The sequence below is a fragment of the Pseudomonas sp. LBUM1671 genome (assembly GCF_059695685.1).
Genome location: NZ_CP166782.1, coordinates 1,424,902 through 1,449,809, shown reverse-complemented (window position 1 = coordinate 1,449,809; position 24,908 = coordinate 1,424,902). Strand labels below are relative to the sequence as shown.

Below are 24,908 nucleotides of genomic sequence, written 5' to 3'. Positions count from 1 at the left end.
GGTACCTCTATGTTGTTCTTGGAATATGAGCCAAGGCTAGAGGACCCGGGGGCGATGAATCCAACCTTCAGTTGGCAACGTTCGTTCGCGAAACGCGAACGCTCCCGGAAATGACCGCGGCCTCAGGTCAGTCTTCGCGAGCAAGCCCGCTCCCACCGTTGATCTGCGACGTGACACAAATCCCTGTGGGAGCGGGCTTGCTCGCGAAGGGGCCGGCCCAGCCGATCGAGAACCGTCAGACAACCCCACGCAACTGCTCAAACAACATCCGGCTCACCGGCGACAACGCTGCTTCATCACGCACCACCAAAATGAGCGCCCGATCCGACCAGTCATCCGTCAACGGCACCGCATGTAACCCCAACGCCCGTCCAAACAGTTCATAGGCCTTTTGCGGCAGGATACCGATGCCCATGTTGGCCTGGACCATCCGGCACATCGCATCAAAACCCGGCACATGAATCCGCAACCGCAGCACTTTGCCGGCCTTGCGCGCCGCCGCGTGGGTGCGCATGTTGATCGAACTGGCAGAGTGCAGTCCGACGTAATCGCTCTCTAGCGTATCGGCAAAGGCCAGGCTGGAACGACTCGCCAACGGATGATCGGGCAGCATCAACACCACCAGTTTGTCCTGGCGATACAGCACGCTGTGCAGGCCTTTGACGTCGCTGTCACTGGAACAGATCCCGAGGTCCGCTACGCCATCGAGCACGCCCTGAATCACCCCACTGCTGGGCCGTTCTTCGAGGTCGGTCTTGACCTGGGGATGGCGCTCGGAAAAACCCCGCAGGTCTTCGGGCAAGAACTGAATGATCGCCGACAAGTTGGCGAGCATCCGCACATAACCGCGCACGCCGTGGCTGTGCTCGCCCAGTTCCATGCCCATTTTCTCGACGTTGAACAACATCTGCCGGGCATGGTGCAGCAGGGTTTCACCGGCCGGCGTCAGGGTCATGCCTTTGGCCTGGCGCACGAACAGACTGATGCCCAGCGCCTCTTCCAACTCCATCAGCCGCTTGCTGGCCGCCGACACCGCGATGGCTTCGCGCGTTGCGGCACGGGTCAGGGTGCCTTCTTCATGGACGGCGACAAACAGCTGGAGGGTGATCAGGTCGAGGCGGCGGATCAGGCTTTTTTGCAGCATGGAGGGCTCGATGACTTCAGTTCGGCTGAGCCGGCAGGATAGCCCGGTTTTGGCCCACAACATCACAGGCCATCGCCCTACACATAAATCTCTTGTAACACTCAACCGAACAGGAAACGGCCGATTCAATGCCCCCGCCGCACTCTGTAAAGTCTGGAAACACACACGGACGGCTACATCACTCAAGGAAAGACACGTTCATATGGACCAGACCACTCATGCGACAAACACCTTCACCAACTACCGAAAAGTCATCTCGTTGGCCGATCACGATTGGGAAACGGCTGAAAACGGAAAAGTCGCAGGCCTGAATGTCGAGGTCAAAAGCGCAAACCGGTTGGTGGACCAGTACGGACGGGCGTTTCATCACTTCTGCACCACCTCTTATCTTGGACTGGACCACCATCCCGCCCTGCTTGACGGCGCCATGAACACCTTGTGGGAAATCGGCACGCTGCGCATCGCCAATTCGAAGAACCGCTGCAAACTGGCGGTCCTGGAGCAGTACGAAACCGAGCTGTCCGAGTTGTTCGGCGCCCCTTGCCTGAGCACCCTGTCGTGTAGCGCGGCGAGTGCCGGGATCCTTCCGTTGCTGGCCAGCGGCGAGTTCACGCAAAACCGTCCTCCCGTCATGGCGTTCGACAAACTGGCGCATTACTCGATGAACCACCTGAAAGCCACGTGCGCGGACGAAACCCGAGTGGTGACCTGCCCACACAACGACATGGATTACCTCGAAGACCTGTGTAAAAAACACCCCAAAGTCGCCTATGTGGCCGACGGGGCTTACAGCATGGGCGGGGTCAGTGACATGGACAGCCTTTTATACCTGAAAGACCGTTATGGGCTGTTTCTCTATCTGGACGATTCCCACGCCCTCTCCGCCGTAGGCAGGTTCGGCGTCGGACTCGTGCGTCCAAGACTGCCTGTCCTGGATGATCACTGCCTGATCGTTGCGTCGCTGGCCAAGTCGTTCGGTGCCAGCGGCGGATTGGTGATGCTGGGCAGTGAACGGCAAAGGAAACTCATTGCGCGTTACGGAGGCCCCAGTAATTGGTCGCAAAGCCTCAACAGCGCCGCGATCGGTGCAGGCAGAGCCTCCATCGAGCTTCACCGCACACCGGAATTTGCCGCGCTGCAGGAAAAACTCCAGAGTAATATCCGACTCTTTGACAGCCTGATACGCACCGAACAACACGCCAGCAACATGGCGATTCGACTGATCCGCTGCGGTGAAGCAGCGCTGGCCAACAGCATCGCCATCGAACTGGCCAATCTTGGTTTCTTTACCTCGGCCGTCTTTTTCCCTGTGGTCGCACAAGGCAAGGCCGCTATCAGAATCACGCTGCGCGCTGACATGGAACCGACGCTGATCCGACACTTTTGCAACCTCGTCACCGAGCTTTTACGTACCCACGCCAGGGACATTGGCTAGAACCCCAAGGAAGATTCAATGAAGAGCAGCACCACCCTCCTCGTCACCTGCAGCACGGTGTTTCTCGCCCAACTGGGCATGAGCATTTACCTGCCGGCGCTGCCGGACATTGCCCGGGATCTGTCCGCCGAGGCTTCGCAGGTGTCCTGGGGCTTGGCGGTGTACCTGATCGGCATGGCGCTGCCGATGCTGTTCTGGGGCAGCCTGGGTCAGCGCCTTGGCCGCAAACCGGTGTTGCTCACGGCACTCGGGATCTACGGGTTGGCAAACCTGGCCCTGCCCTTGAGTCAGACACTTGAATCGTTCCTGTTATGGCGACTGGTGCAGGGGATTGGCGCCAGCGGAATTTCGGTCATGGCGCGGGTGCTGATCCGCGACAGTTTCCGCGGTGACCTGCTGGCCAAGGCGCTGTCCTGGATCTCGATTTCTTTTGTCGTGGCGTTGGGGATCGGCCAGTATCTGGGGTCGATCATCCAGGTGGCGCTGGGCTGGCCGGCGATTTTCTATCTGTTGGGTGGCGTGAGTCTGTTGATGGCGATGGTGGTGGCGCGGGTCACGTTCCCGGTGCTGGACGAGGCGCCTGTTCAGTCGTCCGCCTGGCCGAACTACTGGCGCATTCTGCGTGATCGAGCCTTCCTGTTGCCGGCACTCACCGGCGGCCTCGGTTATGGGGTAATCATTGCCTTCAATACGGCGGCGCCGCTGATTCTGCAAGGCCCCTTCAACTGGTCAGCCGTGGAGTACGGGCTATTGGGCTGGCCGATCAGCGCGGCCTATTTTCTGGGGGCCGTGGGGGTCAATGCCTTCGTGCTACGCACCGGTCAACGCTCGCTGATGACTGCGGGCGTGGGTCTGGTGTTGGGCGGCTGCGCGGTGATGTTGCTGGGCAGTCTCGCGGGCACATCCGTTGCGCTGCTGTTCTGGTTGCCTTACTGCTTTGCGGTGTTCGGGCAGTCTTTGAACTACCCGATCAGCCTGGCCCTGGCCAATGACGGTTCGCCGGTCTGCGGGGCTTATGCGATGGCGTTGAGCGGTTTCATTCACCAACTGATGGCGGCCATCATCGGCGGGGTCGCCAGCCTGATCGCAAGCCAGCAGGCGTGGCCACTGTCCCTGTTTTGCACCTTGCTGGCCTTGGGCGCGATGCTCTGCGTGATGCTCGCGCGCGGTCGTCAAACCGACTAGAACGCGCTGCGGAAAATTTCCTCGATCTGGCGCTGATCCGCCACCCGTGGATTGGTCAGGCCGCAGGCGTCTTTCAGCGCGTTGGTGGCGAGTATCGGGATGTCGTTGAGCTTGGCGCCGAGTTCACGCAAACCGGCGGGAATGTCCACGTCTCTGGACAGGCTGCGGATCGCCAAGATGGCCGCTTGAGCACCTTCTTCCGGGCTTAGGCCACGGGTATCGGCACCCATCGCGTGGGCCACATCCATCAGGCGCGGCGCGCACACCAGCGCATTGAAACTTTGTACGTGGGGCAGCAACACCGCATTGCAAACGCCATGAGGCAAGTCATAGAACCCGCCCAACTGGTGAGCCATGGCGTGGACATAACCCAGGGAGGCGTTGTTGAACGCCATGCCGGCGAGGAATTGTGCGTAAGCCATGTTTTCCCGTGCGGCCATGTCGCTGCCGTCGCGCACGGCCAGGCGCAGGTTGCTGCTGATCAACGTGATCGCCTTCAGTGCGCAGGCATCGGTGATCGGGTCGGCCGCAGTGGACACGTAGGCTTCGATAGCGTGAGTCAGCGCGTCCATGCCGGTGGCAGCGGTCAGGCCCTTGGGCATGGCGACCATCAGCACGGGGTCGTTGACCGACAGCAACGGTGTGACGTTGCGGTCGACGATGGCCATTTTCACGTGGCGCGATTCGTCGGTGATGATGCAAAAACGGGTCATCTCGCTGGCGGTGCCGGCGGTGGTGTTGATCGCGATCAGCGGCAACTGTGGTTTGGTGGACCGGTCGACGCCTTCATAGTCACGGATCTGCCCGCCGTTGGTCGCACACAATGCGATGCCCTTGGCGCAGTCATGGGGCGAACCGCCGCCGAGCGACACCACGAAATCACAACGACTTTCCTTGAGCAGGCCCAGGCCGCGCTCGACGTTGGCCATGCTCGGGTTCGGTTTGGCGCCGTCGAAGATCACCGAGTCGATGTCTTGCATCGCCAGCTTCTCGGCAATCATCTTCGCCACGCCGGCCTTGGCCAGCCCAGTGTCGGTGACGATCAGCGCCTTGCGAAAGCCGTACTTGCCAATGGCGGACATGGCTTCGTCCAGGCATCCGTTGCCCATGATGTTAACGGCGGGAATGAAAAACGTGCTGCTCATGAGCGATTCTCCTGGCTGGGCCGAATCGGTGGTGCCGATCCGGCGGATGCGCACAGGATCGACCTATCGGCTACGCAGTAACTTGATCTGGCTCAAGTCTGCGTCGTGATAAAGTCGCCGCCCATCAGACCACTTGCTTTGAGACTTTGAACCGCAATGACCGATTTCCAGGATGTTGATGCCCAACTTGAAGACTGGAACGCCTTGCGCGCCACCGCCTCGTTCAGCGGCCTATTGGTGGGCAACGGCGCCAGCCGCGCGGTGTGGGACGACTTCGGCTATGACTCGCTGTTCGAAAACGCCCGCACCGTCGAAGAAAAACCCCTGAGCCAGTCCGAGCTGAGCGTGTTCGACGCCATGCAGACGCGCAGCTTCGAGCAGGTGCTGAGCGCGCTGAAAACCACCAGCCGGGTCAACAAGGCCCTGGCCGTCAGCTCCGCCGCGCCGCGCAATCGCTACTACGCGATCAAGGAAGCGCTGATCAACACGGTCCACGCGGTGCACATCCCCTGGAGGCTGGTGGTGCCTTCGACCCTGGCGACCATCAGTCAGGAACTGGGCCGTTACCGGACGGTGTTCACCACCAATTACGACTTGATCAACTACTGGGCGATCCAGCATCAGCCAGACGCAATCACCGACCTGTTCCAGGGCACCGAACCGGGTTTTGACTTGAGCGCCACGGCGACCGATAAGACCCGTTTGCTGTATCTGCACGGCGGCCTGCACCTGGTGCGCAATCAGGACGGCACGGCACGCAAGCTGATGTCGACCGAGGGCACGTTGCTGGGTAGTTTCGCCATCAACAACACCATCAAGACGCTGGATGATGTGCCGCTGTTCGTCAACGAAGGGCCAACGCAGGACAAACTCAAGACCATTCGCAGCTCGGATTATCTGTCGTTTTGCTACGACCAGTTACTGAGTCATGGCGACGGGTTGTGCCTGTTCGGGCATGCCTTGGGTGAGCAGGACAGCCACATCATCCACGCGTTGCGCCAGGCGCAACCGAAGGTGGTGGCGATCTCGATTTACCCGCGCAGCAAGGCGTTTATCCAGCATCAGAAGCGGCATTACGCGAAGGTGTTTGAAGGGACAGGGTCAGAGTTGCGGTTTTTTGATTCGAAGACGCATGCGCTTGGCAGTCCGAAGCTGACCGTACCGGTTGAGGTTTAGCGGCGACGCGGCTGACGTCATCGCGGGCAAGCCCGCTCCCACAAGGATTAGCGGTGTTCACATATTTTGTGGACACCCCAGTCCCTGTGGGAGCGGGCTTGCCCGCGATGATGTCAGCCCAGTCAACCTATTCTTCGGCGCTATGCACCACCACCAACAACTGCGCCTGCACCTCCCCCACTGACCGGATCCGGTGCGGTTTCTGCGCATTGAAGTGCAGTGCGTCCCCGCGATTGAGCAGCACGCGCTCGTTCATGAAGTCCACTTCCACCTGCCCTTCGTGGACGAACAGAAACTCTTCCCCCAAGTGTTCCTTGAAGGTTTTATCCGCGAATTCGCTCGGCGGGTAAATCATGAACGGCAGCAGGCTGCGCTCGCTGACCTGATGGGCCAGCACCGCGTAGCCGGGGCTTTCATCGTTGGCTGCCAGGGATTGGCGTTCGTCGCTGCGCACCAGGCTGTAGCTGTCGAGGCTGATGTTGTCTTCGGAGAACAACTCCTCGACCTTCACGTTCAGCGCCTTGGCCAGTTTCAGGGCAGCCGCGATCGACGGCGTATTCAGCCCGCGCTCGACTTTCGACAGGTAGCTCTTGGTCATGCCGGACTTTTCGGCCAAGGCCTCCAGCGTCACACCAAGTTTTTTTCTCAGTAATTTCAAACGGATAGACATGTAGAACAATTAATCCATCAAGGAGCCGACGATACGTCCTTGCCAATGACACAAAGTGTCATATAGCCTTTATTGTGTCATTTGCATGAAACCACTCAAGGACACCGATATGGCCAAGACCTTAGCACTACCCAAAGAGCAACTGGTCAAGCAAGCGTTGACCCAGATGCAAAACACCCTGGCGGATAATACGTGGACCGACCGGCAAAAGCTGGCCCTGACCTGCCGGATACTGTTCGAAAATGGTCACGACTCCGGCCTGGCCGGGCAAATCACCGCCCGTGGCCCTCAACCGGGCACTTACTACACTCAACAACTGGGCCTGGGTTTCGACGAGATCACCGCGAGCAATCTGCTGCTGGTCAACGAAGACCTGGAAGTGCTTGAAGGCCACGGCATGCCCAACCCGGCCAACCGTTTCCACAGTTGGGTGTACCGCGCCCGGCCGGACGTGAACTGCATCATCCACACGCACCCGACCCACGTCGCGGCGCTGTCGATGCTCGAAGTGCCGCTGCAGATTTCCCACATGGACCTCTGCCCGCTCTACGACGATTGCGCGTTCCTCGAAGGATGGCCGGGTGTGCCGGTGGGCAACGAAGAAGGTGATTTGATCGCCGGCGCACTGGGCGACAAACGGGCCATCCTGCTGTCGCACCACGGCCAATTGTCCACCGGCACCACCATCGAAGAAGCCTGTGTCATCGCTCAATTGATCGAGCGTGCGGCGAAGTTGCAACTACTGGCGATGAGCGCCGGGACGATCAAGCCGATCCTGCCGGAACTGGGCCGCGAAGCCCATGACTGGATCTCGAAACCCAAGCGCCACGGCGCCGCGTTCAACTACTACGCCCGGCAGAACCTGCGTCAACACGCCGATTGCCTGAACTGAACCCACTCATTTTCTGAAGGAGACACAGCATGTCGACCCCAACCATTCACGGCATCATCGGCTACACCATCACCCCGTTCACCGCCAACGGCGAAGGCGTTGATCTCGACGCGCTCGGGCGTTCCATCGACCGCTTGATCGACGGCGGCGTCCACGCCATCGCCCCGCTGGGCAGCACCGGCGAAGGCGCTTACCTGAGCGACGCGGAGTGGGATCAGGTCAGTGAGTTCAGCATCAAGCATGTGGCCAAGCGCGTACCGACCATCGTCAGCGTGTCCGACCTGACCACCGCCAAAGCCGTGCGTCGTGCGCGTTTCGCCGAAGCCCACGGGGCTGATGTGGTGATGGTGCTGCCGACGTCCTACTGGAAACTCAGCGAAGCGGAAATCCTCGCCCACTACCGCGCCATCGGCGAGAGCATTGGCGTACCGATCATGCTCTACAACAACCCGGCCACCAGCGGCACCGACATGTCGGTGGACCTGATCCTGCGGATCGTCAACACCGTGGAGAACGTGACCATGGTCAAGGAGAGCACCGGCGACATCCAGCGCATGCACAAGCTGCAACTGCTGGGCGACGGTCAGGTGCCGTTCTACAACGGCTGCAATCCGTTGGCGCTGGAAGCGTTTGCGGCGGGTGCGAAAGGCTGGTGCACAGCTGCGCCGAACCTGATTCCGCAGCTCAATCTCGATTTGTATGAAGCGGTGTTGGCCAACGACCTGGGCAAGGCGCGTGAGTTGTTCTATCGCCAGTTGCCGGTGCTGGACTTCATTCTCAAGGGCGGGTTGCCGGCGACGATCAAGGCCGGGCTGCGGGCGACCGGGCTGGAAGTGGGTGATCCGCGGTTGCCAGTGTCTCCGCTTGGTGAGGTTGGAGTTGACCAGCTACAAACCTTGTTGAAAGCCTTGCGCTGATCTCGAAGCTCACAAAAAACCAATGTGGGAGCTAGCCTGCTAGCGATAGCGGCCAGACATTCAACATCTTCGTCGAATGTTAAGCAGCCATCGCTAGCAGGCTAGCTCCCACAGTGGATTTGTTTTGGGTTTGAAAGGTGTGGTCACAGCACCGGCAAGGTCTTGTCCTTGATCACGGTGGTTGGCCCGTTGGCCTTGACGCTGGCGATGCCTTTATCCATCGCGCCAGCGGAAGAATAGGTCTCGCTGCTACCGATAATCTCGTGGTTACCGGCCTTGAGGTTGAAGTAAGGATGGCCATCCTTGGTGGTTTTCTTTTCGTAGCGCTCATCCAGCGGGCTGTTCTTCTGCACCGAAGCAATGCCGTTGTCGGCAGCGCTGCGAGTGGTGTACAGCTCGCTGGTCAGAATGGTTTCGGCGTTGGCGGCCTTCAGTACAAACTTGAACTGACCGTTGCTGCTTTTGCTTACTTCGTACCATCCGGACATGCTCTTTCTCCTTGGCGATTGAGAGGTTTCGCGCTTCAGAGTAAAGACCAGCCTGTGATATCTGTCGCCTGTCAGGGCCCCATCGCGGTCAAGCCCGCTCCCACAGGTTCAGTGTGATCCTTGTGGGAGCGGGCTTGCCCGCGAAGGGGGCGACGCGGTCTACGCTATTTCACCACCGCCCGCACCACCGACAACTCCGGCGCCTGCACCCGTCGCTGACTCAAATACCGCGTACAACTCACGCGCAAGAACGACGCGAAATTCACCACCTCGCCACGGTAATCCATCACCTCTTCATACAGCTTGGCGATCAACTGGTTAGTGGTCATGCCGTCGACCTCGGCGATTTCGCTGAGTATGTCCCAGAACTGATTCTCCAGCCGCAGGGTGGTGACCACCCCGCAGATGCGCAGCGAGCGGGAGCGCGACTCGTAGAGAATCGGATCGGCTTTGACGTAGAGCTCGCACATGGAAAAGTCCCTCGTTACAGCGTGATTTTGGTGCCCAGCAACCCGAGGAAACCGGCGAGCCAGCTCGGATGCGCCGGCCAGGCCGGGGCAGTGGCCAGATTGCCTTGTACGTGACCTTCCGTCACCGGGATATCGATGAACGTACCGCCGGCCAGACGCACTTCCGGCGCGCAGGCAGGATAAGCGCTGCACTCGCGACCTTCGAGAATCCCCGCGGCCGCCAGCAATTGCGCGCCGTGGCACACGGCAGCGATCGGCTTGCCAGCCTTGTCGAACGCCCGCACCAGTTCCAGGACTTTTTCGTTCAGGCGCAGGTATTCCGGCGCCCGACCGCCGGGGATCAGCAGCGCGTCGTAGTCGGATTCAGCGACCTTGGCGAAGTCGAAGTTCAGGGCAAACAGGTGGCCGGGTTTTTCGCTGTAGGTCTGATCGCCTTCGAAGTCGTGAATGGCTGTGCGTACTGTCTGGCCGGCGGATTTATCCGGGCAAACGGCGTGTACCTTGTGGCCGACCATCAGCAGCGCCTGAAACGGCACCATCACTTCGTAGTCTTCGACGTAATCGCCGACCAGCATCAGAATTTTCTTGGCAGCCATGGGAGGACTCCTCTGGGAAATACGTAGGAGTATTCAAGGTAGTCCTTATCTGCGAGGTCGGGTAATAACCACCTACTACTGACAATGTAGGTTTGAGTTTGGCCTTTGTGGCGAGGGAGCTTGCTCCCGCTGGGCTGCGAAGCGGCCCCCTGCATTCTTCCCGGAGAATCAGGTCTCCAGGTTTTACGACTGCTGCGCAGCCGAACGGGAGCAAGCTCCCTCGCCACAAGAATCGCGCTCAACTGTACGGATATTTCTGTTCCCAGCTGTAAGCGCCAAAACCATTGAGTTATGGCTAGATGAATACACCTCCAATCACCCTGGATTCTGGTCCCCCATCATGTCCTCGCGCGAAAACACCGGCATGGCCCTCGGCCTGCTCGGCGTTGTGATCTTCAGCCTCACCCTGCCCTTCACGCGGATCGTCGTGCAGGAAATTCATCCGCTGCTCAATGGTTTGGGCCGGGCGCTGTTTGCGGCGGTGCCGGCGGCGATCTTGTTGCTGTGGCGCCGGGAAAAATGGCCGACCTGGAAACAGATCAAAGGCCTGACACTGGTGATCGCCGGCGTGATCCTTGGCTTCCCGGTGTTGTCGGCCTGGGCCATGCAAACCTTACCGGCGTCTCACGGCGCGTTGGTCAACGGTTTGCAACCGCTGTGCGTCGAGCTATACGCCGCGTGGCTGTCCCATGAGCGTCCGTCAAAAGCCTTCTGGGCCTGCGCCGCGCTGGGCAGTGCGCTGGTGTTGGGTTATGCGCTGATCAGCGGGGCCGGCAGCATTCAGGCCGGTGATTTGCTGATGCTCGGCGCGATTGCCGTGGGCGGTCTGGGTTATGCCGAGGGCGGCCGGTTGGCCAAGGAGATGGGCGGCTGGCAGGTGATCTGCTGGGCGCTGGTGTTGTCGACGCCGTTGTTGATCGGGCCGGTGGTGTATTTGGCGCTGCAACATCAGGGCGAAATTTCGGCCAAGACCTGGTGGGCGTTTGGTTACGTTTCGCTGTTTTCACAGTTCATCGGGTTCTTTGCCTGGTACGCCGGGTTGGCCATGGGCGGCATTGCCCGAGTCAGTCAAATCCAACTGTTGCAGATCTTCTTCACCATCGCGTTTTCGGCGTTGTTCTTCGGTGAACACATCGAGCCCATCACCTGGCTGTTTGCGGCCGGGGTGATCGTGACGGTGATGCTCGGACGCAAGACCGCCATCAAACCCCATGTGGGAGCGGGCTTGCTCGCGAAGGGGCCGTAATATTCAACATTTATGCTGAATGTAGAGCCGCCATCGCTAGCAGGCTAGCTCCCACAGGATCGCTGGGGATCAGAGGTAGCCGTCGGCCCTGAGCAGGGTTTCGAGGCAATGTTCGGTGATGTGATAGAAATCCTTCAGCTCCTGGATCTTCACCAACAACTGGGCCGGGTCCACCGGCTCGACGCGTTTTACCGCCAGAATCATCTTGTTCTTGTTGGTGTGGTCCAGTGAGATGAACTCGAACACTTTGGTTTCATAACCACAGGCTTCCAGGAACAGCGCACGCAAGCTGTCGGTGACCATTTCCGCTTGCTGGCCCAGATGCAGACCGTATTGCAGCATCGGCTTGAGCAGCGCCGGGCTCTGGATTTGCAGGCGAATCTGTTTGTGGCAGCACGGCGAGCACATGATGATCGAGGCGCCGGAACGGATACCAGTGTGGATCGCATAGTCGGTGGCGACGTCGCAGGCGTGCAGCGCGATCATCACGTCCAGCTCGCTCGGCGCGACGCTGCGTACGTCACCGCACTTGAACACCAACCCCGGATGCTCAAGCTTGGCGGCGGCGGCATTGCACAGGCTGACCATTTCTTCGCGCAGCTCGACGCCGGTCACCACGCCTTCGGCCTTCAAGGTGTTGCGCAGGTAGTCGTGGATCGCGAAGGTCAGGTAACCCTTGCCCGAGCCGAAATCCGCCACCTGCACCGGTTTGTCCAGCGCCAACGGCGAGGTCGTCAGCGCATGGCTGAACACTTCGATGAACTTGTTGATCTGCTTCCACTTGCGCGACATCGCCGGGATCAGCTCGTGCTTGCTGTTCGTCACACCGAGGTCGGCGAGGAACGGCCGGCTCAGGTCGAGGAAGCGGTTTTTCTCACGGTTATGTTCGGCAGACGGCACTTCACGCAATTGCTGAGGTTTGCTCTTGAACAGCGAAGACTTGCCCTTTTTGCTGTATTCGAGCTGGGCTTCGTCAGTCAACGACAGTAAATGCGCATTTTTGAACGAGGCCGGCAACAGCGCGGCGATGGTCGTCACGCCTTCGGCAAGCGGCAGGTTCTTGGTGATGTCGCGGGTTTTATAGCGGTAGACGAAGGACAGGCAGGGCTGATCCTTGACCGTCAGTTGTTTGATGATCAGCCGCTGCAAATCGGTTTCGGTGCCGACGTACTTGGCCAAGACCAGCTTGATGAAGCCGTTGGCGTCGAGGCTGGTTTGCAGCAGGTCGATGAACTGGGCGTGGTGATCCGGCGCGAGGCTGGCGGGAGTGGCGGTGACAGACATGGAAAAAACGGCCTCGGGCGGAGCGAATCGGAGAATGGCGGGTATTTTAGGGGGGATGGTCGTTCGGGACACGCAGTTATTTACCGAACGGTGCGAATCGTGAGGCAAGTCGAGTTCCCTGTGGCGAGGGGACTTGTCCCCGTTGGGTCGCGAAGCGGCCCCCTTCGATCACCAGTCAGACCGCGTTCTCAGTTTTTACGACTGCTTCGCAGCCGAACGGGGACAAGTCCCCTCGCCACAAAAGCTCCCTTGCCACAGAAGCGCATCCGTCTCCAGACTGAAAAGGACGTCAGCCCAACACCACCAACCGATTCGGCAATTCATTCCTCACATGCGTCACCGGCACATGCACCTTGAGCAACTCGCCGCACGCCTCCACACAGGTCACAAACCCCTGCAACGTCTGGCCCTGTTTCACCTGTTGCGTAAACGCCGCAACAATCGCGTCCCAGTTCTTGTTGTCCAGCCGTTTGGAAATCCCTTCATCCACCAGAATCTCCACATAGCGCTCAGCCTCGCAGACGAAAATCAGCATGCCGGTGCTCCCCACCGTGTGGTGCAGGTTTTGCTCCAGGAACTGTCGGCGCGCCAGGTTTGACGCACGCCAGTGACGCACCGAGCGCGGGATCAGGTGGGTGGTCACTTTCGGAATCCGGAACACCAGGCACAGCACGATGAAACTGATCCATTGCACCAGCAGCAGACTGTGCATGGTCAGCCAGCCCGTCAGGTAATGCACGACACCCGGCACCACCAGCGCCAGCAGGCTGGCCCAGAGCAGCGGGATGTACGCATAGTCGTCGGCGCGGGCCGCGAGCACGGTCACCAGTTCGGCGTCGGTGTCGCGCTCGACCCGGGCTATCGCCTCGGCGACTTTGCGTTGTTCGTGTTCAGTCAGTAATGCCATGTTTAACAGTGCTCGCTCATTATTATTCTCACCAGCCGCCCGACGAACCGCCGCCCCCGAAACTGCCACCACCGCCGCTGAAGCCCCCGCCTCCACCGCCGCCAAAACCTCCACCGCCAAAACCGCCGCCCGAGCGGCCTCGGCCACCGCCACCACCGCTGGGCAGGATCCCGAGCATCTGGCAGACGAAAATCGTCAGGATGAACAGCATCACCAGGAACACGAACACGCCCGGATGACGCGAAAAGAAATCGTCGCCCTCATCCCCGCGCGGCTCATAGACCGTCGACGGCTCGTCCAGCGAATTGCCGCCCAACACCACCAGCATCGCGGCGACCCCGTCGCTGATGCCTTTGCTGAAGTTGCCGGTTTTAAACGCCGGCGTGATCACCTGGTTGATGATTACCGAACTCTGCGCATCGGTCAGGCGATCTTCCAGGCCGTAACCGACTTCGATGCGCAATTTACGATCATCACGCGCGATGATCAGCAGCGCGCCGGTGTTTTTGTCCTTCTGGCCGATGCCCCAGTGGCGTCCCAGTTGATAACCGAAATCCGCAATGTCGGTGCCCTGCAGGTCCGGCACCGTCACCACCACCAATTGCTCGCCGGTGGCTGTTTCATGGGCCTGGAGTTGTTGCGTCAGCTGCTCGCGCACCGACGGCTCGATCATCTGGGCGTTATCGACCACCCGTCCGGTCAGTGGCGGAAACTTCAACTCGGCCTGGGCTGCCTGGGTAAACACCCACAGCAACAGCAACAGGCCCACTTTCAACACGCGCATTGGCAACCTCATCCGTGGTGATGCGTCGAACCCGTCCCGGTGCTTACTGGAACTTCACTTCAGGTGCTTTTTCGGCGCCGGGGCTGGTGGCCTCGAAGGTTTCGCGGATCGGCAAATCGCTGTACATCACGGTGTGCCACAGGCGACCCGGGAATGTGCGGATTTCGGTGTTGTACTTCTGCACCGCGAGGATGAAATCGCGACGCGCCACGGCGATGCGGTTCTCGGTGCCTTCGAGCTGCGATTGCAACGCGAGGAAATTCTGGTTGGCCTTGAGGTCCGGGTAACGCTCGGACACCACCATCAAACGGCTCAAGGCACCGGTCAGCTGATCCTGCGCCTGCTGGAACTGCTTGAGCTTCTCGGGATTGTCCAGGGTGCTGGCATCGACCTGGATCGAGGTCGCCTTGGCCCGGGCTTCGATCACCGCGGTCAGGGTTTCTTCTTCATGTTTGGCGTAGCCCTTGACGGTCTCCACCAGGTTGGGGATCAGGTCGGCGCGGCGCTGGTACTGGTTCTGCACCTGGCCCCAGGCGGCCTTGGCCTGTTCATCCAGGGCCGGAATGTTGTTGATGCCGCAGCCCGCCAGCAGCGTGGTGAGCAACATCAAGGCTGCAACCTGCAGGCTCGACCGATAGTGGTGTCGTACATTCATCTGGTTGACGCTCCCTTGCACATTCCATTGAAAAACAACCAGCAACCTTCTGAGCGTTGTCTTGGGGCATAATCTGCCGCCGCCACTGGATTGCATCGCGCCGATGGGCTAAAAGATGCCCCAGCGCTAAAACACTGCAGAAGTGTGCTGCATTTACCTGAACAACAATAGTCGCTCCCTAAATTTTGGCTGACCGGCCTGTATTCACTGCCGTTTAGGCTTTTGAGAAACCATTCATGAAGAAGCTGTGTTTGCTGGGCCTGTTCGTCAGCCTGGCCAGTCATACCGTATTGGCCGCCACGACGCCCGCACCTCTGGAGAACAAGGACTCTTTCATCACTAACCTGATGAAGCAAATGACCCTCGATGAAAAGATCGGCCAGCTGCGCCTGATCAGCATCGGCCCGGAAATGCCTCGGGAGATGATCCGCAAGGAAATCGCCGCGGGCAACATCGGCGGCACGTTCAACTCGATCACGCGCCCGGAAAACCGTCCGATGCAGGACGCGGCCATGCGCAGCCGGTTGAAGATCCCGATGTTCTTCGCCTATGACGTGATCCACGGTCACCGCACGATTTTCCCGATTCCAATTGCCCTGGCTTCAAGCTGGGACATGGACGCCATCGGCCTGTCCGGGCGCATCGCCGCCAAGGAAGCCGCGGCAGACAGCCTCGACATTACCTTCGCGCCAATGGTCGATGTTTCCCGTGACCCTCGTTGGGGCCGCACCTCCGAAGGCTTCGGCGAAGACACGTACCTGGTGTCGCGCATTGCCGGCGTCATGGTCCGGGCCTTCCAGGGCACCGGCGCGAACGCGGCCGACAGCATCATGGCCAGCGTCAAGCACTTCGCCTTGTACGGCGCGGTCGAGGGCGGTCGCGACTACAACATCGTCGACATGAGCCCGGTCAAAATGTACCAGGATTACCTGCCACCCTACCGCGCCGCCATCGACGCGGGCGCGGGTGGCGTCATGGTCGCGCTGAACTCGATCAACGGCGTGCCCGCCACCGCCAACACCTGGCTGATGAACGATCTGTTGCGCAAGGAATGGGGCTTCAAGGGCCTGGCGGTCAGCGACCACGGGGCGATTTTCGAGCTGATCAAGCACGGCGTTGCCGCTGACGGTCGCGAAGCCGCGAAGCTGGCGATCAAGGCCGGCATCGACATGAGCATGAACGACACCCTGTATGGCAAAGAGCTGCCGGGGCTGTTGAAGGCCGGCGAGATCGAACAAAAAGACATCGATAACGCCGTGCGTGAAGTGCTCGCCGCGAAGTACGACATGGGCCTGTTCAAAGACCCGTACCTGCGCATCGGCAAGGCTGAAGACGATCCGGCCGACACCTACGCCGAAAGCCGTCTGCACCGCGCCGAGGCCCGTGATGTGGCGCGCCGCAGCCTGGTGTTGCTGAAGAACCAGGGCGAAACCCTGCCGTTGAAGAAAACCGCGAAAATCGCCCTGGTCGGTCCGCTGGCCAAGGCGCCGATCGACATGATGGGCAGTTGGGCCGCCGCTGGCCGTCCGGCGCAATCGGTCACCTTGTTCGACGGCATGAACGCTGCCGTGGCAGACAAATCGACGCTGATCTACGCCCGTGGCGCCAACATCACCAGCGACAAGAAAGTCCTGGATTACCTGAACTTCCTCAACTTCGATGCCCCGGAAGTGGTGGATGATCCGCGTTCGGCCCAAGTGCTGATCGATGAAGCGGTGAAGGCCGCCAAGGATGCTGATGTCGTTGTTGCCGCTGTCGGCGAATCCCGTGGCATGTCCCACGAATCGTCCAGCCGTACCGACCTGAACATCCCGTCCAACCAGCGCGACTTGATCAAGGCCCTGAAAGCCACCGGCAAACCGCTGGTGTTGGTGTTGATGAACGGCCGTCCGCTGTCGATTCTCGAAGAGAAAGACCAGGCTGACGCGATTCTGGAAACCTGGTTCAGCGGCACCGAAGGCGGCAACGCCATCGCCGACGTGCTGTTCGGCGACTACAACCCGTCGGGCAAACTGCCGATCACCTTCCCGCGTTCGGTGGGCCAGATTCCGACCTACTACAACCACCTGAGCATTGGCCGGCCGTTCACGCCGGGCAAACCGGGCAACTACACCTCGCAGTATTTCGATGACACCACCGGCCCGCTGTTCCCGTTTGGTTTCGGTCTGAGCTACACCGATTTCAGCCTGAGCGACATGGCCTTGTCGTCGACCACACTGAACAAGACCGGCAGGCTCGACGCCAGCGTGATGGTGAAAAACACCGGCAAGCGTGACGGCGAAACCGTGGTGCAGCTGTACATCCAGGACGTGACCGGCTCGATCATCCGCCCCGTCAAGGAACTGAAGAACTTCCAGAAAATCACGCTAAAGGCTGGCGAACAGAAAGTCGTGCACTTCACCATCACCGAAGACGACCTGAAGTTCTTCAATGCCCAGCTCAAATACGCGGCAGAGCCTGGCAAGTTCAACGTGCAGATTGGCCTGGACTCCCAGGACGTGACGCAGCAGAGCTTTGAATTGCTGTAACCCTTAAAGCCATATGAAGTACCTGTGGGAGCGGGCTTGCCCGCGATGACGGTGTAACAGTCAACATAAATGTTGGATGTTATGGCCTCATCGCGGGCAAGCCCGCTCCCACAGTGGTTTTTGGTGTGACGGCTATCCCCGTCGATCCAACAGGTTCACCACCAGCCGATCCACCCATCCCCAAACCCGTTGCTTGACCCGCCGCCACAGCGGCCGGCGTTGCCATTCCTCCAGGCTGACCTCCAGACTCTGCGCAAAGTCCTTCTCGAAACTCGCCACCACTGCCGCCGTCAACCCCGGGTCCAGCGCCTCGAGGTTGGCTTCCAGATTGAATCGCAGATTCCAGTGATCGAAATTGCACGAACCGATGCTCACCCAATCATCGATCAAGACCATTTTCAGGTGCAGGAAACACGGCTGGTATTCGAAGACTTTCACCCCGGCCTTGAGCAGTCGCGGGTAGTAGCGGTGCCCGGCGTAGCGCACCGACGGGTGATCGGTGCGCGGCCCGGTCAGCAGCAGACGCACATCGACGCCACGAGCCGCGGCCCTGCGCAATGAGCGGCGGACTTTCCAGGTCGGCAAAAAATACGGTGTGGCCAACCAGATCCGGCGCTGGCCGCTGTTGAGCGCACGAATCAGCGATTGCAGGATGTCGCGGTGCTGGCGGGCGTCGGCATAGGCCACCCGGCCCATGCCCTCGCCCGTGGACGGCACCCGTGGCAGACGCGGCAAACCGAAGTGCGATGCGGGTTTCCAGGCGCGGCGGTGGCGGTTGGCGATCCATTGCCGGTCGAACAGCAACTGCCAGTCGATGACCAAGGGGCCGGTGATTTCCACCATCACTTCATGCCATTCGCTGGTGTCTTCACCCGGCGTCCAGAACTCATCCGTGACGCCCGTGCCGCCGACCACCGCCAGGCTCTGATCGACCAGCAACAGTTTGCGGTGATCGCGGTAGAAGTTGCCGACCCAGCGCCGCCAGCTCAGGCGGTTGTAGAAACGCAGCTCCACACCCGCCGCCGTCAAACGCTGACGCAAAGTCAGGGTGAACGCGAGGCTGCCGTAATCATCGAACAGGCAGCGCACGCGTACACCACGCTCGGCGGCCTGAACCAACGCCTGCACCATCGCTTCGGCGCAGGCCCCCGCCTCCACCAGATACAACTCCAGTTCGACCTGTTCTTCGGCGCGAGCAATCGCAACCAACATGCGCGGGAAAAACTCCGGGCCGTCGATCAGCAGTTCGAAATGGTTGCCTGCACGCCAGGGGAAGATCGCACCGGCCATGTCAGCGCGCCGTGAAAATCAGCACAGCACCCACCGGCACCGACAGACTGATGGCCGACAAACCGGCGACCTTGCGCAAACTTTCCAGGCCCGGAGCCAGATCGAAGTCTTCGGCATTGATGATCAGCGGCTCGAGGGTCACCACCTGGAAGCGTCGATCATCGAGACGGGTCGCCAGCAGTTCGGCATTGTATTCGTGAGTTTTACCGTGGAGGTTGACGGTCAGCGGCAAACGCAGCTCCAACTGGGCACCGGGCGCGAGGTCGTTGATCGGGCGCAGATCGATCTGCGTGGTAATCAGCGCTTCGGGAAAGGTCTGGATCTCGAACAGCTCCTTGCGCATGCGTTCGTCACGCAGAGGGATGCCGCTGTTCACCGACTCCATCTCGACTTCCACCTCGGCCAGGCCTTTGGGACTGACCTTGCCGTGCAACACCAGGAAGCGCTGCACTTCGGAGATGTTGGCGTTTTTGGTGCTGATGAACGACAGCCGCGAGGACTCGCCGTCGAGGTACCAATTGGCTTGGGCCGACAACGAAGCGCCGGCCAGCAGCAGGAAGGCCAGGGTTTTGGAAAGGGACCGCTTGAACATAAAGACTCGTGGGGGAAATAAACCTGAGCGAACCTTAACCGCCCGCGAGCCAGATGCAAACTGTCCATCACTGACACCGGCCATTGTGGCGAGGTGGCTTGCCCCCTCGCCACAACAGCCCACTCGCCAAAAGGAACATCGGCGCATTCAGGGTTGCAGGCGACAGCCTTGGCGTTCGCCAATCCATTGCACGCTGTTGCTGCGGCCCATACCGCTGACGGTCACGCGTTTGCTGGCGGCATCATCAATAAAACCGCTGGTGGGCAGCCACTGTTTTACATAGCTGTGGCAGTACTCCGCCTGGTTACCCATCACGTACCGGCACGAACAATACTCTTTGGCAGTGTAGGCGCTGATGATGTCGGGGAACGCCCACAACGCCACGCGCTCCTGCCAGACCCAGCCGAGCAAGGCGACCAGCAGTACCAGCCACAACGTGCTGAACGGCCGGTGACGAATGAAGTTGTTCATGGCTGCACCGCCCCGGCAAAGGCCTTGAGCGCAAGCTTGAGCAATTCGTTGTGCTGGTAACGCTCATCGCGATCATCGCCGTAGCGCACGATGACCAGGTTTTCACTGGGAATCACGTACAGCGCCTGTCCCCAATGGCCCAGGCCGGCAAAGGTATCGGCGGGGGCATCCGGCCAGGGTCGGACGGCGCCCTCCACCGCGCTATTGAGCCACCAATGGCCGCCGGGAACCGCATCGTCCTGATTGGCTTGATAGTGGGCGAAGGGTTCGCGGTTGAAGGTGACCCAGTCTTTGGGCAGCAGTTGCCGATCACCCCAGCGACCGTCGCGCGCCATCAGCAGACCGACTCGCGCCAGGTCCCGGGCGGTGAGGTAGGCATAGGAGGAAGCGACGAAGGTGCCCGTGGCATCGGTTTCCCAGACGGCGTGGCGAATGCCCAGAGGCTCGAACAGTGCCGTCCATGGATAGTCGGGATAACGTACCGGGCCGACGATGTTTTTCAGCGCCGCAGACAACAGATTGCTGTCACCGCTGGAGTAACGGAATGCCTCGCCGGGTTTGGCGTATTCACCGTGATCAGCGGTGAACGCGGCCATGTCCGGGTGACCCCGGGTGTAGAGCATCGCGACCACCGAAGATTTCAACGGCGCGTATTCATAGTCTTCCTGCCAGTCCAGGCCCGAAGCCCAGTGCAGCAGGTCGGCCATGGTCAGGGTCGGGTGTTTTTCCAGCCGTGGATAAAACTTCAGCACCGGGTCCTGGAGTTTGAACAGACCTTCGCCATAGGCGACGCCAAGGACCGTGGCCATCAGGCTTTTGCTGATGGACCAGGTCAGGTGTGGAGTGTCGGCCGTGGTCGGGCCGGCGTAGCGTTCGTAGATCAATTGGCCGTCGCGGATTACCAGCAAGGCGTCGGTGCGGACGCCTTGTCGGGTAGCGTCGTCGCGGGGCGGGAAGGCGTAAGTTTCCAGGGCTTGAACTGCTGGCCCCGAGACCGTCGGAGCCGTTGACCATTGCTCGGCAGGCCAGTGTTCGGCGTGGGCCGTGAAGCTGAGCAGCAGCATGAAAATCAGGGGCAAGCCTTTGAACATGGCGGGGGCTCGGAGGGATGAACCTGCAGAGCCTAGTCGAGGTTGATGACAGTTTTGGAGTTTGTGCCGCCTGTCAGGCCGTCTTCGCGAGCAAGCCAGCTCCCACAGGGGAACGCATTTAAAAATGTGGGAGCGGGCTTGCTCGCGAAGGGGCCAGTCAACTCAATGAAGATCCCGCGAGTGCTTTAGCCAACCGCTTCCCCCGCGCCCCCGCCGCCAGGTCCATCACACTCTGATCGCGCTGCCACATCGCAGCCCAATGCTGCGGGCCATCGACCAGTGCCTGGTTCACCTCAGCCTTGAGCCCCTCGAATTGCGCAAACAATCCCCCCAGCAGCACATGCCCGGCCAGATTGTTCGGCGCTTGCCGGCTGACTTCCGCGCACCCGGCCAACAGCGCCAGCAAGCGCAGTTGCAAATTCTGCGACCAGTCACTGTCCTGACCGACGCCGTACAGCCACGCCGTCATCGCGCTCAGTACATAAATGTCTTCCAGCGTGCGGAACGGTTTGACGTAGGCATCCCAGCCATCCCCGGCCAGCAATTCGCACTGGGCGTTATCGAGAAACAACCGACCGTGGCTGATGTCCGGCATCAGCGCGATGGCCGGGAGTTTTTCGAGGCGCACGCCCGGTTCATCGGGATAGACCACCCCCAGACTCAAGCGCGGAGTTTCACCGGGCCCTTCACTGCGCGCAGCAACCAGCAGCCAGTCGGCCGCATCGCCAGCGGTAACGAAATCTTTGCGCCCACTTACGCGCAAATCGCTCAGACGCGTCTGCATGTCCGCCACCCGCAGGCTGCGCTGTTCGGTGGCACACAACGCGCCGAGGCTCAGGGGCGCGCTTGGCCAAAGCATGCGCAACGCCGCCTGATACCCCACCAGAAACGCCTGCCCTGGCGTCGCCATCAACCGCCCGCCGACCACCGCCAGTTCGAAGGGCGTGACCGTGCCCAACGTGTGCAACAAAGTCGCGAAACCCTCCGCCAGGTCCGGGTTGACGGGCAGGCGATCGTGGCGATTCAACAGGTTTTGCCAGGGCATAAGAGGCTCCTTGTGGGCTGTCATATAAGCATCACCAAAGCTTCATGGCGATGACACCGGGGCTACATAGCCTGACTTTGCACAACACGGCTGCATAAAGAAAGTCGATCGGCTTGCAACCCAAGACGGGTGAACAGCCCGCACGGAGATTCCCAATGACTCAGATCGCCCGCATCAGCGACACCGGCAATGAACGCCGCCTGCAAGCCGAACGCCTGGTGGGCGCCGAGGCCTTGCAGGAAGCCCAGGCCTTGCGCTTCAACGTCTTCAGCGGCGAGTTCAACGCCAAGCTCAAAGGCGCGGAGCTGGGTCTGGACATGGACGACTATGATGTTCATTGCGCCCACATCGGCGTGCGTGACTTGAACACCGGGCGCCTGGTGGCGACCACCCGTTTGCTCGACCACACGGCGGCCAACAGTCTGGGCAAGTTCTACAGTGAAGAAGAATTCAGCCTGCATGGCCTGGTCCATTTGAAGGGCCCGATCCTGGAAATCGGCCGCACCTGCGTCGACCCGGCTTATCGCAACGGCGGCACCATCGCGGTGCTCTGGGGCGAACTGGCCGAGGTGCTGAATCAGGGCGGCTACAGCTACTTGATGGGTTGCGCGAGCATTCCGATGCAGGACGGCGGGATTCAGGCCCACGCGATCATGCAGCGCCTGCGTGAACGTTACCTGTGCACCGAACACCTGCGAGCCGAGCCGAAAAAGCCGTTGCCGGTTCTGGACATCCCGTCGAACGTCATCGCCGAAATGCCACCGCTACTCAAGGCCTACATGCGTCTTGGCGCGAAAATCTGCGGCGAGCCATGCTGGGACGAAGACTTCCAGGTCGCCGACGTGTTCATCCTGCTCAAGCGCGACGAACTCTGCCCGCGTTATGCCAAACACTTCAAGGCGGCTGTGTAATGAGCCGGTTGCGGGTGTACGCGCGAATTGCGCGAGTGTTGGTTGTGGTCGCGCTGGGTTTGAGCATGGCCAGTGTGTTCGGGCTGTTCGAGCGTCTGGGCATTGCTCATTCGATGGTCCGCCGCCAGCGCTGGTCGCGGTTTTTCATGGCGCGGTTGAGCAACGCCCTGCCCTTTCGCGTGACGGTTCACGGGGAACTGCCGAAGGAGCCGATGCTGTGGGTCAGCAATCACGTGTCCTGGACCGACATTCCGTTGCTGGGCATGCTCACGCCGATGTCGTTTCTGTCCAAGGCCGAAGTACGCACCTGGCCGGTGGCTGGTTGGTTGGCGGCCAAGGCCGGCAGCCTGTTTATCCGTCGTGGCTCGGGTGACAGCCAGCTGATTCGCAAACAGATGACGCGCCACCTGGCGCAGGAACATCCGCTGTTGATGTTCCCGGAAGGCACCACCACCAATGGGCGTTCGTTACGTACCTTTCATGGCCGCTTGCTGTCAGCGGCGATTGATTCCGAAGTGAAGCTGCAGCCGGTGGCGATTCGTTATCTGCGTGACGGTGAACTCGATTCCCTGGCGCCGTTCATTGGCGATGATGATTTGCTGTCGCACTTGATGCGCTTGTTTGCCAATGATCGCGGGGAAGTGGAAATCAAAGTGCTCAAGCCGATTGCTTGCGAAGGTCGCGAGCGTGCGGCGCTGGCGTTCGAGGCACAGCAGTCGGTGCAGAAGGCGTTGTTTGGGGCGATCCCTCAGGCGCAATCGGAACCGCTGCGCCCTGCAATCGCGGCCTGACACAAATCCCTGAACAAACGCCAATCCTTGTGGGAGCGGGCTTGCCCGCGATGACGGCTTACCATTCAGCGATGATGTTGAATGACAGACCGCAATCGCGGGCAAGCCCGCTCCCACAGAGGGTTATGGTGTTGGGTAGTTTTGCGCGAAATCCTGCAGCTGCGGATAAAACAACCGAAAGTCATCGCTCAACGGCTCATACAAACCCCGCAATTCCTGCATCGCCCCCGCCAATTCCTCAGGCCGGGTCAACCGCCGCGAAATCCCCCGCAGCACCTGCTCCAGCACTCCAAACTCCTGATAAGAACCCAACCAGTCATTCGCCACCATGTGCGGCGCAATCATCGCCAGCCGTTCCGGCAATTGCGCCTCGGCGGACAGCACCCGATAGACATCCGAGGTGAATCGCTCCAGCGGCTGGTCCGAGTAGAGCGTCCAGTTCCGCGCCAGGCAGTGGTCGAAAAACACGTCGAGCACGATCCCGGCGTAACGCCGGCGTGTGATGGAAAACCGCGACAACGAGATATCCACCAACGGGTGGCGGTCGGTAAATACGTCGATGCTGCGATGCAACTGGATGGCCGCTTCGATCTCCGGGTCGAACTGCCCTTGCAGCCGTCCCTTGACGAAATCGCCATACAAACTGCCGAGCAATTGACCGGGGCGCTGGCCACCGAGGTGAAGATGTGCGAGATAGTTCATGAGCGCAGCTTAGCACTGCCCCTTTGTATGTTGACACTCAACGTATCGTTATAACCCGATATACCAATTTATGCGGTCGTCAGACCAAAATCATATTGGTATATCGCGAAGTAGCGATTTAAAATTCGCCTCATCGCGATATAGCGTTTTACTCATCACGAGCCCAAACCCATGACCATCGACCTCGACGAAATAATAAAAGCCCTGGCACACCCAGTACGCCGAGACATCCTCATCTGGCTGAAAGACCCCAAGACCCAGTTCCCGGAACAGATCCACAACCACGAGTACGGCATTTGCGCCGGACAGATCGATCAACGTTGCGGCCTGTCGCAGTCGACCGTGTCCGCCCATCTGGCGAACTTGCAACGTGCGGGACTGATCAGCAGCCAGAAAGCCGGTCAATGGCACTTTTTCAAACGCAACGAGGACGTGATTCAGGCGTTCCTCGACGCCATCGTCAAGGAGCTCAGCGCTCCGACAAGGAACTGAA

The 24,908-nt window shown here is 60.2% G+C and carries 26 protein-coding genes; 10 read left to right on the top strand and 16 right to left on the bottom strand.

Annotated elements, in window-relative coordinates; genetic code table 11:
* Nucleotides 1-235 precede the first annotated feature (235 nt).
* Nucleotides 236-1,144 (bottom strand): LysR family transcriptional regulator, encoded by a 909-nt coding sequence (locus tag ACA060_RS06485; protein ID WP_109628356.1) that lies wholly within the window; start codon nucleotides 1,142-1,144, stop codon nucleotides 236-238.
* Between the two features lie 202 nt (nucleotides 1,145-1,346).
* On the opposite strand from ACA060_RS06485, the gene ACA060_RS06480 reads away from it, so the two are divergent.
* Together ACA060_RS06480 and ACA060_RS06475 are read left to right on the top strand one after the other, a co-directional pair.
* Entirely contained in the window at nucleotides 1,347-2,579 is a 1,233-nt protein-coding gene (locus ACA060_RS06480) for an 8-amino-7-oxononanoate synthase family protein (RefSeq protein ID WP_497316149.1), read from the top strand.
* A gap of 18 nt (nucleotides 2,580-2,597) precedes the next feature.
* A complete protein-coding gene (locus ACA060_RS06475) occupies nucleotides 2,598-3,764 on the top strand; it encodes a multidrug effflux MFS transporter (protein ID WP_497316147.1) in 1,167 nt (388 codons plus the stop codon).
* On the opposite strand, the gene yiaY is transcribed toward ACA060_RS06475, so the two are convergent.
* Complete coding sequence (gene yiaY, locus ACA060_RS06470; protein ID WP_497316145.1) at nucleotides 3,761-4,909, bottom strand: L-threonine dehydrogenase; 1,149 nt, start codon at nucleotides 4,907-4,909, stop codon at nucleotides 3,761-3,763. The two genes, ACA060_RS06475 and yiaY, sit on opposite strands and share 4 nt — an antisense overlap.
* Before the next feature lie 156 nt (nucleotides 4,910-5,065).
* Here yiaY and ACA060_RS06465 point away from each other — a divergent pair, with 156 nt between their 5' ends.
* The gene (locus ACA060_RS06465) at nucleotides 5,066-6,085 is read left to right on the top strand and encodes a DUF4917 family protein (RefSeq protein WP_109628352.1); all 1,020 of its coding nucleotides are present in this window, start codon (nucleotides 5,066-5,068) and stop codon (nucleotides 6,083-6,085) included.
* Nucleotides 6,086-6,212: 127 nt separating this feature from the next.
* Here the strand turns inward: ACA060_RS06465 and ACA060_RS06460 are convergent, their stop codons facing one another.
* Nucleotides 6,213-6,755 carry a helix-turn-helix domain-containing protein gene (locus tag ACA060_RS06460; RefSeq protein WP_109628351.1) on the bottom strand — a complete coding sequence of 181 codons (543 nt, stop codon included), beginning with the start codon at nucleotides 6,753-6,755 and terminating at the stop codon, nucleotides 6,213-6,215.
* A gap of 109 nt (nucleotides 6,756-6,864) precedes the next feature.
* Between ACA060_RS06460 and ACA060_RS06455 the strand changes: the two genes are divergently transcribed.
* Nucleotides 6,865-7,647 (top strand): aldolase, encoded by a 783-nt coding sequence (locus ACA060_RS06455; RefSeq protein ID WP_109628350.1) that lies wholly within the window; start codon nucleotides 6,865-6,867, stop codon nucleotides 7,645-7,647.
* A gap of 29 nt (nucleotides 7,648-7,676) precedes the next feature.
* Nucleotides 7,677-8,564: a dihydrodipicolinate synthase family protein gene (locus ACA060_RS06450; protein ID WP_497316144.1), complete on the top strand. Its 888-nt coding sequence runs from the start codon at nucleotides 7,677-7,679 to the stop codon at nucleotides 8,562-8,564.
* Between the two features lie 143 nt (nucleotides 8,565-8,707).
* On the opposite strand, the gene ACA060_RS06445 is transcribed toward ACA060_RS06450, so the two are convergent.
* The 3 genes from ACA060_RS06445 to ACA060_RS06435 all read right to left on the bottom strand — a co-directional run bounded on the left by ACA060_RS06445 (nucleotide 8,708) and on the right by ACA060_RS06435 (nucleotide 10,118).
* Entirely contained in the window at nucleotides 8,708-9,052 is a 345-nt protein-coding gene (locus tag ACA060_RS06445; RefSeq protein WP_109628348.1) for a YegP family protein, read from the bottom strand.
* A gap of 164 nt (nucleotides 9,053-9,216) precedes the next feature.
* On the bottom strand, nucleotides 9,217-9,522 hold the full coding sequence (locus tag ACA060_RS06440) for a ribbon-helix-helix domain-containing protein (RefSeq protein WP_008025707.1): 306 nt from the start codon (nucleotides 9,520-9,522) through the stop codon (nucleotides 9,217-9,219).
* A 14-nt stretch (nucleotides 9,523-9,536) separates the two neighbouring features.
* On the bottom strand, nucleotides 9,537-10,118 hold the full coding sequence (locus ACA060_RS06435) for a DJ-1/PfpI family protein (RefSeq protein WP_109628347.1): 582 nt from the start codon (nucleotides 10,116-10,118) through the stop codon (nucleotides 9,537-9,539).
* 340 nt (nucleotides 10,119-10,458) lie between these two features.
* Here ACA060_RS06435 and ACA060_RS06430 point away from each other — a divergent pair, with 340 nt between their 5' ends.
* Nucleotides 10,459-11,364, top strand: a complete 906-nt coding sequence (locus ACA060_RS06430; RefSeq protein ID WP_497316141.1) for a DMT family transporter — start codon at nucleotides 10,459-10,461, stop codon at nucleotides 11,362-11,364.
* Nucleotides 11,365-11,433: 69 nt separating this feature from the next.
* On the opposite strand, the gene ACA060_RS06425 is transcribed toward ACA060_RS06430, so the two are convergent.
* From ACA060_RS06425 to ACA060_RS06410, 4 genes are all read right to left on the bottom strand, one after another.
* Nucleotides 11,434-12,648 carry a class I SAM-dependent methyltransferase gene (locus ACA060_RS06425; protein WP_497316139.1) on the bottom strand — a complete coding sequence of 405 codons (1,215 nt, stop codon included), beginning with the start codon at nucleotides 12,646-12,648 and terminating at the stop codon, nucleotides 11,434-11,436.
* A 289-nt stretch (nucleotides 12,649-12,937) separates the two neighbouring features.
* Nucleotides 12,938-13,555 (bottom strand): TPM domain-containing protein, encoded by a 618-nt coding sequence (locus tag ACA060_RS06420; protein WP_109628344.1) that lies wholly within the window; start codon nucleotides 13,553-13,555, stop codon nucleotides 12,938-12,940.
* Between the two features lie 28 nt (nucleotides 13,556-13,583).
* Nucleotides 13,584-14,339, bottom strand: a complete 756-nt coding sequence (locus ACA060_RS06415; RefSeq protein ID WP_497316137.1) for a TPM domain-containing protein — start codon at nucleotides 14,337-14,339, stop codon at nucleotides 13,584-13,586.
* Nucleotides 14,340-14,382: 43 nt separating this feature from the next.
* Nucleotides 14,383-14,994 (bottom strand): LemA family protein, encoded by a 612-nt coding sequence (locus tag ACA060_RS06410; protein WP_497316135.1) that lies wholly within the window; start codon nucleotides 14,992-14,994, stop codon nucleotides 14,383-14,385.
* 236 nt (nucleotides 14,995-15,230) lie between these two features.
* Here ACA060_RS06410 and bglX point away from each other — a divergent pair, with 236 nt between their 5' ends.
* Entirely contained in the window at nucleotides 15,231-17,522 is a 2,292-nt protein-coding gene (gene bglX, locus ACA060_RS06405; protein WP_497316133.1) for a beta-glucosidase BglX, read from the top strand.
* A gap of 132 nt (nucleotides 17,523-17,654) precedes the next feature.
* Here bglX and ACA060_RS06400 read toward each other — a convergent pair whose 3' ends face one another.
* The 5 genes from ACA060_RS06400 to ACA060_RS06380 form a co-directional block, all read right to left on the bottom strand.
* Nucleotides 17,655-18,812, bottom strand: coding sequence for a phospholipase D-like domain-containing protein (locus ACA060_RS06400; protein WP_497316131.1), 1,158 nt, complete (start codon nucleotides 18,810-18,812; stop codon nucleotides 17,655-17,657).
* 1 nt (nucleotide 18,813) lies between these two features.
* On the bottom strand, nucleotides 18,814-19,404 hold the full coding sequence (locus tag ACA060_RS06395; protein WP_497316129.1) for a YceI family protein: 591 nt from the start codon (nucleotides 19,402-19,404) through the stop codon (nucleotides 18,814-18,816).
* Between the two features lie 147 nt (nucleotides 19,405-19,551).
* On the bottom strand, nucleotides 19,552-19,875 hold the full coding sequence (locus tag ACA060_RS06390; RefSeq protein ID WP_497316127.1) for an amidase: 324 nt from the start codon (nucleotides 19,873-19,875) through the stop codon (nucleotides 19,552-19,554).
* Nucleotides 19,872-20,966, bottom strand: a complete 1,095-nt coding sequence (locus tag ACA060_RS06385; protein WP_497316125.1) for a serine hydrolase domain-containing protein — start codon at nucleotides 20,964-20,966, stop codon at nucleotides 19,872-19,874. The genes ACA060_RS06390 and ACA060_RS06385 overlap by 4 nt, the downstream gene beginning before the upstream one ends.
* A gap of 157 nt (nucleotides 20,967-21,123) precedes the next feature.
* Nucleotides 21,124-22,011, bottom strand: a complete 888-nt coding sequence (locus ACA060_RS06380) for an acyl-CoA dehydrogenase middle domain-containing protein (RefSeq protein WP_497316123.1) — start codon at nucleotides 22,009-22,011, stop codon at nucleotides 21,124-21,126.
* A 155-nt stretch (nucleotides 22,012-22,166) separates the two neighbouring features.
* Here ACA060_RS06380 and olsB point away from each other — a divergent pair, with 155 nt between their 5' ends.
* Together olsB and ACA060_RS06370 are read left to right on the top strand one after the other, a co-directional pair.
* Entirely contained in the window at nucleotides 22,167-22,922 is a 756-nt protein-coding gene (gene olsB / locus ACA060_RS06375) for an L-ornithine N(alpha)-acyltransferase (protein ID WP_497316121.1), read from the top strand.
* Entirely contained in the window at nucleotides 22,922-23,713 is a 792-nt protein-coding gene (locus tag ACA060_RS06370) for a lysophospholipid acyltransferase family protein (RefSeq protein ID WP_497316119.1), read from the top strand. Before olsB ends, ACA060_RS06370 begins: the two co-directional genes overlap by 1 nt.
* 123 nt (nucleotides 23,714-23,836) lie before the next feature.
* Here the strand turns inward: ACA060_RS06370 and ACA060_RS06365 are convergent, their stop codons facing one another.
* Nucleotides 23,837-24,415: an acyl carrier protein phosphodiesterase gene (locus ACA060_RS06365; protein ID WP_497316117.1), complete on the bottom strand. Its 579-nt coding sequence runs from the start codon at nucleotides 24,413-24,415 to the stop codon at nucleotides 23,837-23,839.
* 171 nt (nucleotides 24,416-24,586) lie between these two features.
* Here ACA060_RS06365 and ACA060_RS06360 point away from each other — a divergent pair, with 171 nt between their 5' ends.
* Nucleotides 24,587-24,907, top strand: coding sequence for an ArsR/SmtB family transcription factor (locus ACA060_RS06360; RefSeq protein ID WP_109628334.1), 321 nt, complete (start codon nucleotides 24,587-24,589; stop codon nucleotides 24,905-24,907).
* Nucleotide 24,908: the final 1 nt, after the last annotated feature.

Excerpts from the sequence above, each read along its gene's own strand:
- ACA060_RS06440 (WP_008025707.1), bottom strand. The coding sequence starts at position 9,522 with ATGTGCGAGCTCTACGTCAAAGCCGATCCGATTCTCTACGAGTCGCGC.
- ACA060_RS06455 (WP_109628350.1), top strand. The coding sequence starts at position 6,865 with ATGGCCAAGACCTTAGCACTACCCAAAGAGCAACTGGTCAAGCAAGCG.
- ACA060_RS06485 (WP_109628356.1), bottom strand. The coding sequence starts at position 1,144 with ATGCTGCAAAAAAGCCTGATCCGCCGCCTCGACCTGATCACCCTCCAG.
- ACA060_RS06465 (WP_109628352.1), top strand. The coding sequence starts at position 5,066 with ATGACCGATTTCCAGGATGTTGATGCCCAACTTGAAGACTGGAACGCC.
- ACA060_RS06475 (WP_497316147.1), top strand. The coding sequence starts at position 2,598 with ATGAAGAGCAGCACCACCCTCCTCGTCACCTGCAGCACGGTGTTTCTC.
- yiaY (WP_497316145.1), bottom strand. The coding sequence starts at position 4,909 with ATGAGCAGCACGTTTTTCATTCCCGCCGTTAACATCATGGGCAACGGA.
- ACA060_RS06480 (WP_497316149.1), top strand. The coding sequence starts at position 1,347 with ATGGACCAGACCACTCATGCGACAAACACCTTCACCAACTACCGAAAA.
- ACA060_RS06385 (WP_497316125.1), bottom strand. The coding sequence starts at position 20,966 with ATGTTCAAAGGCTTGCCCCTGATTTTCATGCTGCTGCTCAGCTTCACG.
- ACA060_RS06415 (WP_497316137.1), bottom strand. The coding sequence starts at position 14,339 with ATGCGCGTGTTGAAAGTGGGCCTGTTGCTGTTGCTGTGGGTGTTTACC.
- bglX (WP_497316133.1), top strand. The coding sequence starts at position 15,231 with ATGAAGAAGCTGTGTTTGCTGGGCCTGTTCGTCAGCCTGGCCAGTCAT.
- ACA060_RS06460 (WP_109628351.1), bottom strand. The coding sequence starts at position 6,755 with ATGTCTATCCGTTTGAAATTACTGAGAAAAAAACTTGGTGTGACGCTG.
- ACA060_RS06445 (WP_109628348.1), bottom strand. The coding sequence starts at position 9,052 with ATGTCCGGATGGTACGAAGTAAGCAAAAGCAGCAACGGTCAGTTCAAG.
- ACA060_RS06395 (WP_497316129.1), bottom strand. The coding sequence starts at position 19,404 with ATGTTCAAGCGGTCCCTTTCCAAAACCCTGGCCTTCCTGCTGCTGGCC.
- ACA060_RS06400 (WP_497316131.1), bottom strand. The coding sequence starts at position 18,812 with ATGGCCGGTGCGATCTTCCCCTGGCGTGCAGGCAACCATTTCGAACTG.
- ACA060_RS06435 (WP_109628347.1), bottom strand. The coding sequence starts at position 10,118 with ATGGCTGCCAAGAAAATTCTGATGCTGGTCGGCGATTACGTCGAAGAC.
- ACA060_RS06430 (WP_497316141.1), top strand. The coding sequence starts at position 10,459 with ATGTCCTCGCGCGAAAACACCGGCATGGCCCTCGGCCTGCTCGGCGTT.
- ACA060_RS06450 (WP_497316144.1), top strand. The coding sequence starts at position 7,677 with ATGTCGACCCCAACCATTCACGGCATCATCGGCTACACCATCACCCCG.
- ACA060_RS06365 (WP_497316117.1), bottom strand. The coding sequence starts at position 24,415 with ATGAACTATCTCGCACATCTTCACCTCGGTGGCCAGCGCCCCGGTCAA.
- ACA060_RS06410 (WP_497316135.1), bottom strand. The coding sequence starts at position 14,994 with ATGAATGTACGACACCACTATCGGTCGAGCCTGCAGGTTGCAGCCTTG.
- ACA060_RS06390 (WP_497316127.1), bottom strand. The coding sequence starts at position 19,875 with ATGAACAACTTCATTCGTCACCGGCCGTTCAGCACGTTGTGGCTGGTA.
- ACA060_RS06420 (WP_109628344.1), bottom strand. The coding sequence starts at position 13,555 with ATGGCATTACTGACTGAACACGAACAACGCAAAGTCGCCGAGGCGATA.
- ACA060_RS06370 (WP_497316119.1), top strand. The coding sequence starts at position 22,922 with ATGAGCCGGTTGCGGGTGTACGCGCGAATTGCGCGAGTGTTGGTTGTG.
- ACA060_RS06360 (WP_109628334.1), top strand. The coding sequence starts at position 24,587 with ATGACCATCGACCTCGACGAAATAATAAAAGCCCTGGCACACCCAGTA.
- ACA060_RS06380 (WP_497316123.1), bottom strand. The coding sequence starts at position 22,011 with ATGCCCTGGCAAAACCTGTTGAATCGCCACGATCGCCTGCCCGTCAAC.
- olsB (WP_497316121.1), top strand. The coding sequence starts at position 22,167 with ATGACTCAGATCGCCCGCATCAGCGACACCGGCAATGAACGCCGCCTG.
- ACA060_RS06425 (WP_497316139.1), bottom strand. The coding sequence starts at position 12,648 with ATGTCTGTCACCGCCACTCCCGCCAGCCTCGCGCCGGATCACCACGCC.